The 12,983-nt window shown below is 44.2% G+C and carries 14 protein-coding genes; 13 read left to right on the top strand and 1 reads right to left on the bottom strand.

The features are described 5' to 3' along the window. The first annotated feature begins 1 nt into the window (after nucleotide 1). The 12 genes from IX91_RS08620 (at nucleotide 2) to IX91_RS08565 (ending at nucleotide 11,502) form a co-directional block, all read left to right on the top strand. Complete coding sequence (locus IX91_RS08620) at nucleotides 2-589, top strand: HD domain-containing protein (protein WP_004746182.1); 588 nt, start codon at nucleotides 2-4, stop codon at nucleotides 587-589. A 19-nt stretch (nucleotides 590-608) separates the two neighbouring features. After that, nucleotides 609-1,082 (top strand): DUF2947 domain-containing protein, encoded by a 474-nt coding sequence (locus IX91_RS08615; RefSeq protein WP_004746183.1) that lies wholly within the window; start codon nucleotides 609-611, stop codon nucleotides 1,080-1,082. A gap of 109 nt (nucleotides 1,083-1,191) precedes the next feature. After that, nucleotides 1,192-2,151 (top strand): GGDEF domain-containing protein, encoded by a 960-nt coding sequence (locus tag IX91_RS08610; RefSeq protein WP_004746184.1) that lies wholly within the window; start codon nucleotides 1,192-1,194, stop codon nucleotides 2,149-2,151. Between the two features lie 178 nt (nucleotides 2,152-2,329). Beyond that, complete coding sequence (locus IX91_RS26645; protein WP_004746185.1) at nucleotides 2,330-2,503, top strand: hypothetical protein; 174 nt, start codon at nucleotides 2,330-2,332, stop codon at nucleotides 2,501-2,503. 160 nt (nucleotides 2,504-2,663) lie between these two features. After that, nucleotides 2,664-3,311, top strand: a complete 648-nt coding sequence (locus tag IX91_RS08600) for a GTP cyclohydrolase II (RefSeq protein WP_038197419.1) — start codon at nucleotides 2,664-2,666, stop codon at nucleotides 3,309-3,311. A 168-nt stretch (nucleotides 3,312-3,479) separates the two neighbouring features. Beyond that, nucleotides 3,480-4,742 carry an imelysin family protein gene (locus IX91_RS08595; protein WP_004746187.1) on the top strand — a complete coding sequence of 421 codons (1,263 nt, stop codon included), beginning with the start codon at nucleotides 3,480-3,482 and terminating at the stop codon, nucleotides 4,740-4,742. 121 nt (nucleotides 4,743-4,863) lie between these two features. Then, complete coding sequence (locus tag IX91_RS08590) at nucleotides 4,864-6,255, top strand: di-heme oxidoreductase family protein (RefSeq protein ID WP_004749282.1); 1,392 nt, start codon at nucleotides 4,864-4,866, stop codon at nucleotides 6,253-6,255. Nucleotides 6,256-6,264: 9 nt separating this feature from the next. After that, entirely contained in the window at nucleotides 6,265-7,296 is a 1,032-nt protein-coding gene (locus tag IX91_RS08585) for an imelysin family protein (RefSeq protein ID WP_004743662.1), read from the top strand. Beyond that, nucleotides 7,286-8,362, top strand: a complete 1,077-nt coding sequence (locus IX91_RS08580; protein WP_004743661.1) for a DUF1513 domain-containing protein — start codon at nucleotides 7,286-7,288, stop codon at nucleotides 8,360-8,362. Before IX91_RS08585 ends, IX91_RS08580 begins: the two co-directional genes overlap by 11 nt. A gap of 108 nt (nucleotides 8,363-8,470) precedes the next feature. After that, on the top strand, nucleotides 8,471-10,042 hold the full coding sequence (locus IX91_RS08575; protein ID WP_004743660.1) for a L,D-transpeptidase family protein: 1,572 nt from the start codon (nucleotides 8,471-8,473) through the stop codon (nucleotides 10,040-10,042). Nucleotides 10,043-10,225: 183 nt separating this feature from the next. Continuing rightward, complete coding sequence (locus IX91_RS08570) at nucleotides 10,226-10,768, top strand: DUF882 domain-containing protein (protein WP_004749281.1); 543 nt, start codon at nucleotides 10,226-10,228, stop codon at nucleotides 10,766-10,768. Between the two features lie 77 nt (nucleotides 10,769-10,845). After that, nucleotides 10,846-11,502, top strand: coding sequence for an MBL fold metallo-hydrolase (locus IX91_RS08565; protein WP_004743871.1), 657 nt, complete (start codon nucleotides 10,846-10,848; stop codon nucleotides 11,500-11,502). A 46-nt stretch (nucleotides 11,503-11,548) separates the two neighbouring features. Here the strand turns inward: IX91_RS08565 and IX91_RS08560 are convergent, their stop codons facing one another. Further along, nucleotides 11,549-12,217: a DUF2982 domain-containing protein gene (locus IX91_RS08560; RefSeq protein WP_004743872.1), complete on the bottom strand. Its 669-nt coding sequence runs from the start codon at nucleotides 12,215-12,217 to the stop codon at nucleotides 11,549-11,551. A 221-nt stretch (nucleotides 12,218-12,438) separates the two neighbouring features. Between IX91_RS08560 and IX91_RS08555 the strand changes: the two genes are divergently transcribed. Then, the gene (locus IX91_RS08555; RefSeq protein ID WP_004743873.1) at nucleotides 12,439-12,813 is read left to right on the top strand and encodes a hypothetical protein; all 375 of its coding nucleotides are present in this window, start codon (nucleotides 12,439-12,441) and stop codon (nucleotides 12,811-12,813) included. Nucleotides 12,814-12,983 lie beyond the last annotated feature (170 nt).

Here is a 12,983-nt window from a genome sequence, read left to right as displayed (position 1 = left end):
CGTGGACAGATTAGAAAAGCAGCTAGCGCTACTTATGGAGCTTGATCAACTCAAATCGGTGTTAAGACGTACGCGGGTAAAAAGTGCCGAAGGACGTTTAGAAAATAGTGCAGAGCACAGTTGGCATGTTGCTTTAATGGCAATATTAATGGAAGAGCATGCTAATGAGCCCGTTGATATCGCCCGGGTTGTGAAGATGCTGCTTCTCCACGACGTTGTAGAAATTGATGCAGGTGATACCTTTGTTTATGATGTTGCCGCAACCGCTGAACAAGAGCAAAAAGAACTCGATGCCGCTCACCGTCTGTTTGGCATGTTACCTGAAGAGCAAGGGCAATCGCTGTTACAATTGTGGTTAGAGTTTGAATCCGCGCAATCCGCCGATGCAAAGTTTGCTAAAGCCTTGGATAGAATTATTCCTATGTTGCTCAACTACCACAATCAGGGGCAAAGCTGGCAAGAGCATGGCGTCACAAGGCACCAAGCTTTGACCATTAATCAAAAGATTGAATTTGGCTCGCAGGCACTGTGGGACAAAGCGAAACAAATTATCGACGACGCCACAAATAAAGGTTGGCTAAAAGCGTAATGCTTTAAGAGGAAAATTAATGTCTTACCTAACTTTGGATGAATACCAAAGAAAATGGATTTTCACCCATCAATCTATGCCAGTGCCAGAGGAGGATTTGGCGGCAATTAAGCCAATGACACAGGCACGTGCATCTCAATTGTGGAAAGAGAACATTAGTGCGCAAAGCCCGGACGCCGATCGTTTAAGTTCGAGTGATTGGCCAATGAAAGAGTCTAACTGGAAACAGGAAATTGACTGGATGGCAGCTTGGGAAGCGGACGATGAAGCAATGCCGCTTGAGCTGACAGAGTTTATTGATTGGCAAGATGATGTGACCGTGTATTTTTGCTACGAAAAGTACAACGTCATCGAAACGAAATGGTCTGTGTTTAAAAAGCATTGGAAAAACTTCTTATTCTACGATGATGGCCCGATCTTAATCGGGCGTCGCCGAAAAGAAGCGCTGTGGTTTGATACAAAAGGTACGGTCAAGCTGGGCTTTAGAAACTAACTTTTAGAATATTAGAGAGCGGCATTGCCGCTCTTTTTTATGAGATCTGTATCATATTTGACCTTGCTGTCTATACTTTCGTTATGAACGTGATGAGACGGGATAAGTCATGGAAGACAAAATAATCCAATCCGTTGTAGAAATTACTGAGCAGAGGAACTCTGTATCTTTAGGCCATTGTCTTGTTGCCACACTCGCAGAAATGACTCCCGCCCAATCGATTGAACTAACTTACTTTATCAATAATACCGCTAAGACCGTTGCAAAGATAACACGCTCACCGGAGCAAAAAGAGTTTGATTGGATCTACGATTCTATCTCTGCCTATAGTGGTCATCGTGCTCACCTAAACGACAATGCCACAACATCTGTCGATGAAAAAGGTCGATATGTATCGACACATCCCATTCCCGTCTCCGAAGATAGCTCAGCGGAACTAACCGTAATTCTTCAAGAGTGCCCAAGCAGCTACGCGTTATTGATTGATGGGTTTGCGAAAATCTATCGTAATTATTTGGCAGTGTTACACGATAGTGAGCGAGACAAACTGACGGGATTGTTGAATCGCAAGACACTAGAAGAGCGCCTAGCGCGCTGTTTTAACGTTATGCCTGACACTCCAGTAGAAATTACTGCTTGGGTTTCCATCATTGATCTGGACCATTTTAAGCAAGTGAATGATCGTTTTGGCCATATGATCGGAGACGAAATATTATTGATGTTTGCTCAGCAAATGAGTAACTACTTTATCGGACACGAACAGTTGTTCCGTTATGGTGGTGAAGAGTTTGTTGTCTTGTTACCTCAACAAAGCATTGAGGAGTGCAGAGCAACACTTGAGGGATTTCGTCGTCATATAGAATCCTTCAGATTTCCTCAAATTAACAACCTAACCTTTAGCTGTGGAGTTTGCGGTATTACACCTCATGAGTACTTGCCGACGATACTAGATCACGCAGACAGTGCGCTCTACTACGTTAAAGAGCATGGAAGAAATCAAGTGCACTTCTTCGATGCAGAATGTCTAGATCGATATGATAACGGAGAAAATGACGTAGAACTGTTCTAAAAGATCAACTTGATCAAGCTAACTTTAAGAAAAGTAAAGATTAAAACCACAGTAATTATGTGATTTTTAGCCCAATAATTTGTCTATTTTTTGCGACAAATGTGTATTTTGTTATCATTGGTTTGACAAATGCTTCTAACACTTACTTTTTAAAACACTAGAGTCTTAGGGAAAAGCAGTGGCTTTAAACGTATCTCAACTTCGTGATGATTTTTATGCACATCTCAGCGCCGTGCAGGCGTACGCACTTCCGCAAACAAAGCCAACTTTGTCATTACTGACTGATGAAGAATTAAGAGAACTGGAAGCATGTTGGATAGCACTTTCCGTATGGAAAAACCAACAAGACTAAATGCTTAACCTAGTAAGATAAGATTCAGTAACCTCGATAATTAAGTTATCGAGGTTTTTTATTGCCTCGGTGTTAAAATGTTATATTATAACATTTTGTGATCTAATCATTGAAAAGATGAGTAATAGTCCCCATAGTTAAGTTCATAGCGGAGCATTTTATGAATGCAGCGACAGATATAATAAAGACAGAGATTCAAGTGAGTAAAAATATGGCGGAAGTAAGAGCCAGAGTCGACTTCAAAGTAGGTACAAAGAGTAACATTGATGCGGAGCTACTTTCCTTTCACGGTTTGAAGACTGATAAAGAGCATGTTGCCGTTATCTTCAAACAAGCGGATCAAACCCAAGCGACACCACTTGTCCGCATGCATTCTGAATGTCTCACTGGGGATGTGTTCCACTCATCTCGTTGTGATTGTGGCGAGCAGCTAGATGAAACTATCAATCGTATGGGTGAATCTGGCGGTATCATTTTGTACCTACGACAAGAAGGTCGCGGCATTGGTCTTTATAACAAGATTGACGCCTACAAGCTGCAAAGTGAAGGTATGAACACTTATGAAGCGAACAACCATCTAGGTTTTGGCGATGATCTGCGTGACTTCACGGAAGCGGCGCAGATGTTAAAAGCCTTAGGTGTCGATAAGATTCGCTTAGTAACAAATAACCCGAAAAAGATTCGCGACCTTAAAGAACACGGCATACAGATTGAAGAGGTTGTCAATACTCTAGCCCACGTCAAAGATGGCAACGAGAACTACCTTAAAGCGAAAATATCACACGGAAAGCATAATCTTGACGTGTAAGCCATTGAGCTATCTATGTTGATAAAAGCCTCACTTTTGTGAGGCTTTTTTGTTTCCTGCTTGCAAAAAAATTGTAAGTTTGTATTATTCGGAACTAATAGTGCAAATGAGAATAATTAGCACTAATAATAAAGAATAATTATTAAGCTCAACAAGGATGCTTTTTCAATGAATGTAAAATCTCTATTAGCTCAATCGGTAGCAGCTTCACTACTTATCGCTAGCGGCTCAGCTTTCGCGGCAAATGTAACCAAAGAACAAGTGGTTGAGCACTATGCTGATGTTGCTCACGCAGTTTTTGCTGACTCCCTTACGACAGCTAAGGCTCTGGATAAATCTGTAGAGTCATTCCTAGCTAACCCAACAGCAGCAAAGTTTGAACAAGTGAAGCAAGTATGGCTTGCATCTCGCGTTCCTTACCAACAGTCTGAAGTATTCCGTTTTGGTAACGCGATCGTAGATGATTGGGAAGGCCAACTAAACGCATGGCCTCTAGATGAAGGTCTAATTGATTACGTATCTTCAGATTACCAATATGAACTTGGTAACGAAGGCGCAAATGCAAACATCGTTGCTAACCAAAAGCTAACCATTGGCGCTTCAACGCTAGATGTTGCGAAAATCACTCCTGAGCTAATCGCAGACCTAAACGAAGTGGGTGGTTCAGAAGCGAACGTTGCTTCAGGTTACCACGCGATTGAATTCCTACTATGGGGTCAAGATCTAAACGGTACTAATGCTGGTGCAGGCCAACGTGCGTACACGGACTTTGTTGTTGGTGCAGAGTGTACAAATAACAACTGTGACCGTCGTGGCGAGTTCCTTAAAGCGGCAGCAGAGCTTCTAGTACAAGATCTAGAGTGGATGGAAAAGCAGTGGTCTTCTGATGTTAAAGGTAACTACCGTGAAGATCTTCTAAACGAATCGGCAGACAATGGTCTTCGTAAGATGCTATTTGGCATGGGTTCTCTATCTCTAGGTGAGCTTGCGGGCGAACGTATGAAGGTTGCTCTAGAAGCAAACTCAACAGAAGATGAGCACGATTGTTTCTCTGACAACACTCATAACTCTCACTACTACAACGAGCAAGGCATCTACAACGTTTATACAGGTATCTACAAACGTGAAGATGGTACGCTACTTTCTGGCCCAAGCATCAACGATCTTGTGGCACAAAAAGACAAGCAAGCGGCAAAAGAGATTCAAAAGCAGTTTGATGTAACACGTGCTCAAGTAGGCCAACTTGTGACTTCAGCTGAGAAGAAAGGTCAGTACTTCGACCAACTTATCGCAGCGGGTAACACGCAAGGTAACGCACTTGTGAATGAAACGATTATGTCTTTAGTCGCTCAAACAACTCAGATTGAGCGTGCAGCTAAAATCGTTGGTATTAACAGCTTAAATCCAGATACAGCTGACCACGAGTTCTAATCCAGAACGAACAAAAAACAAAGGGCTCAATTGAGCCCTTTTGCTGTTTCTTATTAGCGGTGTTTTTGAGAATTATTCCCATTTAAAATGTCGGGTTATTCCCTTTTTTGAGAGTCCTCGTATGAAGTTGTACACGAAAACTGTCCTAGCAAGCCTTCTCGCTATTAGCGCCTCTTCTGCCATTGCCTATGATGTTAAATCGGGTGGCGGCACATCCGTCAAAAAAGAGGGTGCGAACGCTTTCTCTCTTCCTGCTGGAAACCTACCTATGTCTAAGCGTTTGGATTTTAGCGTAGGTAACAGCTTCTTCCGTAACCCTTGGGTACAGGCTCCAGCCTCAACAGATGCGCGTGATGGTTTAGGGCCTCTGTTTAATACCAATGGTTGTCAAAACTGTCATATCAAAGATGGTCGCGGACATCCACCAGAAGAAGGCGATATCCACGCGGTTTCCATGTTGGTGCGTTTAAGCATTCCAGCCATGACGCCAGAACAAAAGAAAGCCTTTATCAAAGATGGCGTCATTCCTGAGCCGACCTATGGTGGTCAGCTACAAGATTTTGCACTGCAAGATCAAACTCCAGAAGGTACGATCGAAATTTCCTATACTGATGTCCCGGTGACATTTGCTGATGGAACTGTGGTCACGCTACGTAAACCTGACCTAGCGATTACGAACCTTGGCTACGGAGAGATGCATCCGGATACGCAGATGTCGGCTCGCGTTGCACCACCTATGATAGGTTTAGGTCTTCTTGAAAGCATTCCAGATGAAACATTGAAAGCTTGGGCAGACGAACAAGACAAGAATGGCGACGGAATTTCAGGCAAGGTCAATGTTGTTTGGGATGTACGTGCTAATGATTTTGCCATTGGCCGTTTTGGCTGGAAAGCGGGACAACCAAACCTAATGCAGCAAAATGCCGCAGCATTTAATGGGGATGTGGGCCTAACCAGTAACTTGTTCCCCAACGAAAACTGTACCTCTAAACAGACTATCTGTGATGATCTCCCTAATGGTGGCTCACCTGAAGTCAGCGATAATATTCTTGATTTTGTCGAGTTTTATTCTCAGCACTTAGCTGTGCCAATTCGTCGTAATGTCGACAAACCAGAAGTGAAGCTTGGTCAAGAACTGTTCGCTAAAGTAGGCTGTGATAGCTGCCATAAAACCAATGTGAAAACTGGCAATCGCGAAGGTTTACCTGCATTGTCTAACCAAACTATTCACCCTTATACCGATATGTTGCTGCACGATATGGGGCCGGGCTTAGCGGATAACCGTCCAGAATATCTAGCAAATGGTCAAGAGTGGCGTACTCAGCCACTATGGGGCATTGGTTACACTAAAGAAGTCAATGATCACACCTATTTCTTGCACGATGGCCGAGCGCGCAATTTAATGGAAGCTGTGCTTTGGCATGGCGGTGAAGCTGAAGTAGCGAAGCAGAAAGTATTGAAGTTCAACCAGAAAGAGAGAGAAGCACTGATTGCTTTCCTCAACTCTTTATAGGATTCAATGATGAAACAAAAGCATTATGTATTAGTAGCTGCGGCTGCAATCGCTATGAGTGGTTGTCAAACTTCACAGCCAGAAGACGCACAGCCACAAAGCACCAATCATCTTAGCCAAGGTGTGTATGAAGTAGAATTTGCATCAGCGCACGCCTTTAAAAATGAATCGGCTAAGCTGGCACAGTCTGTTTCAGGCTACTGCGCTTCTAATTCTGATCTGAACATGGTTAAAGAGCAGTGGCATCAAACCATGCTTGCGTGGATGGCGTTGCAAGGGCAGGAACGTGGGCCAGAAGCGGCATTGGCGCAAAGTTGGAATATTCAATTTTGGCCAGATAAGAAAAACACCACAGGTCGCAAGATGAGCAGCCTGATCAAGCAACCTAAGGCTTGGACTCAGCAAGATATTGCTCTTCAGAGTGTGACAGTGCAAGGTTTGGGCTCTATTGAGTGGTTGCTGTATGACAAAGCATCAAACCTGACGGGGAATCCACAGACATGTGAAACGGCCCAAGCTATTAGCGCTAACATTGAGTTGAATGCGGGAAAAATCGCCCAAGCGTGGGTAACGAACCCTTGGGTCGGTCTTGATGAGAAACAGTGGGAATCAGAGTATATCGCGCTGCTATCGAATCAGCTTGAATACAGCATGAAAAAGATGAGTCGTCCGCTGGCTAATTTTGGCAAGCCACGTCCTTACTTTGCTGAGTCATGGCGCTCAGAAACTTCCATGCAAAACTTGAAGGCAAATGTTGAAGCGATGCAAGCACTCTATTTTGCCAATGGAAAGGGTTTAAACGCGTTGTTGCGTGAAAAAGGCAAAGCGACGCTAGCAGACAGCATTTCCAATCAGTTTGCGATGACAGTTGAAACTTGGCCAAGCGATGAAAGTCTGTTCGATATGTTGCAAACCAAACAGGGCTACCAGAAGGCTTACTCACAATACAACAAGCTAGAACAGCTTAAGTATTTGATCCACGAAGAAGTCGCGATTGAATTGGGCGTCATTATAGGTTTTAACGCAACCGATGGTGACTGATAACACAAGACGTTCACTACTTAAAGCCGCTCTTTTGGGGGCGGCTTATCCGTTGGCTGGCTGTGTTTCGACGTCGACGCAAAGCGCTACGCCAACGTTAATTGGTTGTTCAATCTCTGGCCGCGACCGTTTTAATGCGGTCGTCGCCGATCAAAATGGGTTGCCGATTCGTCAAGTGCCGTTGCCTGAACGTGGTCATGGTGTTGCTTCGAATTCGGCGCTAAGGCATGCAGTCGCTTTTGCACGCAGACCAGGTACTTACTTCCAAGTGTTTGACTATCAGACTGGAGAGTCAATAAAGCTCAGACCTGCCGATAATAAACGCCATTATTATGGTCATGGTGTGTACTCCAATGACGGAAAATGGCTCTACGCGACCGAAGGTGAGCGGGGGACAAGCCGAGGTATTATCGGTGTTTATGATGTCATCGCAGGATATGAAAAGGTCGCGGAGTTTACTGGGTTCGGATTAGGGCCCCATGAAGTGATTGTCATGCCAGATGACTCACTCGTAATAGGGGTGGGTGGTGTTCATACCAATGGAAGAGCGCCACTCAACCTAGATTCAATGACCCCGAGCCTGAGTTATCTTGACCGTAATGGAGAGTTGGTTGAGCAAGTGGGTTTGAGTGACCATAAGCTGAGTATTCGTCACTTAGCGCATGATGGATCTGAGACGGTTTTGTGTGGCCAGCAATACCGAGGAGAGCCTGACGAGTATCCTTCTCTACTTGCGATGCATACCAAAGGAGGCGAGTTAGTCTCACTTGAAGCGGAACCGGAACAGTGGGCACGTTTTAATCATTACATTGCAAGTATCGCCGCAACAGAAGACTGGATTCTAGCCACGTCACCTCGCGGAAATTGCTACGGTATTTGGTCTAAACATACCCAACAGCTAGTTGAGCTTTCTCCATTGCCTGACGCTTCGGGTGTTGTAGTGCAAGGCGAGACCTTTAAGGTCAGTTCGGGTGCAGGGGGAGTCGTTAGCCAACGCCAGCCTGGTGATAAGCAGGTCGTCCGCTCTGGAATCCAGTGGGATAATCATTGGTCGGTAATTAGTTAATAAATAGAACAAAAATAGAGAGACCGACAAAAGTTTCAAAAACAAGTCACACTCACGGTCTTGAACTCTGCCATACTTTATATTCTGAGTATGGCGGAGGGCAAAGCAATGGGAAAATGGACTTGTTGGTTGTTAGTGTTGTGCCTTGCGCCTTCGACGACCTTTGCAACACAATACTTTAACCAAATTGGTTGGCTTGAGCCTGATAGCCAACTGCATCGCTTACTTCAATATCCCGCTGTCGTCGAAGATATATACCGCAACAATGATTCTCAGATGATCTGGTTTGATCTTCAGCAAAGCAGCAAGCTGGAGTTTCAACTCGAAGTCATTCATCACGCCAGTTTTAGTTCTCTGTTTTCCCGTCAACTTAGTTATTTGCAATTTTATCGTAAGAGTAACCGTTGGTTTGAATATGATGTACTGGCAACGGACACATTGCTTCTCTACCTTAGCTATGCGGAGAACTCTATAACCAGCGGTAATAAATGGTTCTTTGACAAGAAGATGGCTCATAGCTTACCACTGCCACCAAACAGTTCACTGATTGCTACTCATCGCGCAATCGCACAGCAATCATTAGGCGATCTCATTGACCGTTACACCCCTGACTCTGCTGGTTACCAATATCTGATCGATACCTACCTCCACCTAATCAAGTTTCAGAAGTTGGATACCCCCTTGTACGTGCAACAAGGGTTAAAGCAAGTCGGAGACAAACTCACTAATAGAGAGGCTTTGCTTCAACGATTAGAAGTTGTCGATGTTGATCTGATCGATGTCAGAAAGGATGTGACTTGGTTTGATAGCACACTAGAGACCGCTATTAAGCAATTTCAAAGACTGCATGGCCTAAAGGAAGATGGCATTATTGGCCCTGATACGATTAAGTGGTTAAACCTACCCATAGAAAAGCGCTTGTCAACACTTGCTATCAATGCGGAGCGGATTCGATACTGGCCAAATCAGCGTGACACTATCATCGTAGTGAATGTACCAAGCTTCGAGATGAAGTACTGGGCGCAAGGGGAGCAACTGTTTGAATCGAAAGTGGTGGTGGGTCGCAAAGGTCGACCGACACCTGTTATGAATACAAAATTAGACTCACTTATCTTGAATCCAACCTGGAATGTACCGTGGAAAATCATGGTGGAAGATATTATTCCAAAGGTGAAGGAAGATGTTGAGTATCTCACTCGCCAAAATATTAAGATTGTGCCTAAATGGGGTTCTAGCGAGGTGATTAACCCTGAAGAAATTGATTGGGAGAATCTAAGACCGAGTTCGTTCCCGTATCGAATGACACAGTTGTCGGGTAATGCCAACGCGTTGGGGCTGTATAAATTCAATACGCCGAATCGACGTGCCATTTACCTTCATGATACACCGAGCAAAGGGTTATTCGATGAAACGCAAAGGGCATTTAGTTCAGGGTGTATCCGAGTAGAGAATGCGGATCTCTTTGCGGTGACACTGCTTGAATCTCAAGGACTAAACATGGAAGAGGAAGAAACTGCGCAAGAGAGTGAGCCAGTAGAACCTATACCGAATCAATCGATTCCCCTAAAAAGCCGTATCCCGGTACATATCATTTATCAAACGGCATGGTATGAGGAAGGGAATGTCCACTACAGGGAAGATATTTACCGCCTAGACAGATTTCGTTACACAAAGGGCTAGAATTGACAGACTCTTTACGTTTATTTTCCAAAAACAATTTTATTAATAGGTTCAATAGTTAAGCAAAAAATAGCGAATACAATGCGACTTTGAGCATGTTTTATGCATTTGCACTTCACAATAGAGTTCGGTAGTGTCGCCGTTTGACACGTTAGGGCAACAAGATTGTGAAGGAAATTTAAAGTGGCATTATCCCGACGAGATTTTATTAAGCTGGCCGGAAGTGGTTTAGTCGTAGCGAGTTGCGCACCAAGTGTGGCTTGGGCATCTTATCCTGATCAACCTCGCTCATTAGCCTTAACCAACCTACATACCCGCGAAGCGCTTGAAACGTGTTATTTCGATGGCAGCAACTATATCGACAAAGAGCTTGGTCGTTTGAATCATCTATGCCGTGACTTTAGACGCAACGAAGTGCACGCGATGGACAAGCGCTTGTTCGATCACATCAGCCAAATTCAAAAAGAACTTGGCGTCGAAGCTGAAGTACAGATCATCTCTGGTTATCGTTCGCCTGCGACAAACGAGGCACTACGTGGCCAGTCGAGCGGTGTGGCAAAGAAGAGCTACCACATGCTAGGTCAAGCGATAGATTTTCGTCTTGATGGAGTTAACCTAAAACAAGTTCGAGATGTCGCACGTGAGCTTAAGTTTGGCGGGGTGGGCTATTATCCCAAGAGTAACTTTGTTCACATCGATACAGGGCCAGTTCGCTACTGGGCGTAAACTTCTTGTTCAGAGTTGTCAAAATGGCGGGCAAGTGTCATAGTTCAGCCAGTTTAGATTTATATCAAGGTTAAGCTATGTCACTTAAGTACCAAGTCGTTCCTGTTACTTCTTTTTCTCAGAACTGCTCCATTGTTTGGTGTGATGAAACCATGGAAGGCATTGTTGTCGATCCCGGCGGTGATGTTAAACAGCTAGCAATGCTGATCAAAGAGCTTGGTGTGAAGGTTGTTAATCTTGTTTTAACTCATGGTCACCTCGATCATGTTGGCGGAACAGAGCCTTTATCTCGTGAGTTGGGTGGCGTGGAGATCGTCGGTCCTCATAAGGATGATAACTTTTGGCTACAAGGCCTAGAGGGGCAGAGCCAGATGTTTGGCTTCCCACTAACAGAAGCTTTTGAACCAAACCAATGGCTAAACGATGGCGATCAAGTCACGTTTGGTAATCAGGTTATGGATGTTATTCATACGCCGGGTCACACGCCAGGTCATGTGGTTTTATTTAGTGAGGAATCTAAGCTCGCTTTTGTTGGTGATGTTCTGTTTAACGGCTCTGTTGGTCGTACCGATTTCCCTAAAGGTGACTTCGATACTCTGATTGCGTCGATTAAAGGTAAGTTATGGCCGCTAGGTAGTGAAGTTCGCTTCGTGCCAGGACACGGACCAGAGTCAACCTTTGGTCGTGAGCGTGCATCAAACCCATTTGTTGCTGATGAAATGCCTCTGTATTAAACAGTAGAAATGATCTTTCGAACTGGGCCACTTTTTGTGGCCTTTTTTATACCTCAGTTTCCGCCGCTGCAAGATATCGGCGCACTAAGCCAACAAATTCTTCTGGTGAGCGGTCAAGGTCATTGGCTGAGATAAAAATATCATAGTCATAATACTCTCGCTGATATCTCATTCTGTTCGCTAACATAGCTAACAGCCCTTTAAACTCTTTTCCGTCAGAGTTGCGATAGGCGTGTGAGTCGAGCACGATGTCCTCGAACTGCTCACCCTGCTGATGTTGACGAGCGCCAAGGTATAAAAGCGCACGCTGACTGAGTAAGATTTCTGTAGCAATTCGCGGGCAGATACTGGTTAAGTAGGGTGAGTAGTGTTTGAGTTTAATGCCAATCCAAGGCAAAGGTTGATGCCATCCATCTTGCTCAAAGGTACAAATACCAATCTTTTGCACGTTGCTCCACTGTATGACCCAGCCTCCTTTAAACAAATGTTGCTGAAAATGGGTTGCGGTAAGGGTGAACTTGACGGTGCTTTTTAGAATAAGCACATAGCCAAATCCAATTAGTGCCGCGACAGCGACGGCGGTCAGTAGAGCTTGTTGCCAACCTGGTGCGTAAAGTAGCAAAAACAGACAGCCAATCGTGAAAATTCCACTAAGCCATCTCACTGTGATAGATGAAAAAACAAAGGGTTGATTGGTTAGGTGTACGGTTTGCATACAGGCTTTTCTCACAACAACAAATACATCTGTTTATATAATCAGTAGTTGAAGATTCGATCACTTGGGTTATTGATTAAATTGTAGTCGCATGTCGCTGTATCGCGTATTTTTGTGGCATAAAGCCGCTCATACCCTGTAAATGCGAGCAAATTTTTGGTATAAATCGCGCTTCAAATTTTCACCACTGCTCCGTATGCAGTGAAATGGAGAAATACTCGATGAGACTTGCTCATAAGCGTAAAGTGCAGCTTAAACTGCAAAAACGCATTAAAGCGACAGTTGCGAACGTTGAAGCAACAAAGAAAGCTAAGCCTGCAGTTGAGAAGAAAGTAGCTGTAAAAGCAGCAGCGGAGAAAGTTGTAGCAGCAGCTAAAACAACTGACGTTGCGCTTACTCCAAAGCAGCAACAAGTTCTAGATATCGTTGTTAACAACGCTGAAGGTATCAACCCGAAAGGTATCGGCCTAGCGGCTGGTCAAGAAGACGCTAAAGCAGCATCTTGGGCAACAGGCGCTCTTAAGAAACTTCTAGAAGAAAACCTAGTGGTTAAAGAGCAACTAGCTGGCAACAAAGTTATCTATAAAGCAGTTTAATTGCCACTAGCAAATCCATTTAATTGGATTCTAGCACCTTCGGAGCCTCGACAGTGTCGGGGCTTTTTCATTTCTATAAATTATGTTTAATACTTTTGTCACATTTTTCATCAATTCCTTCTTGTGCACATAACTACGTATAATCTGTAAGCATCAACCTTGGTGGTTGA

It is taken from the genome of Vibrio tubiashii ATCC 19109 (assembly GCF_000772105.1).
Classification (GTDB): Bacteria; Pseudomonadota; Gammaproteobacteria; order Enterobacterales; family Vibrionaceae; genus Vibrio; species Vibrio tubiashii.
The sequence above is the reverse complement of the archived record's forward strand: the minus strand, read 5'-3'. Positions and strand labels throughout refer to the sequence as shown.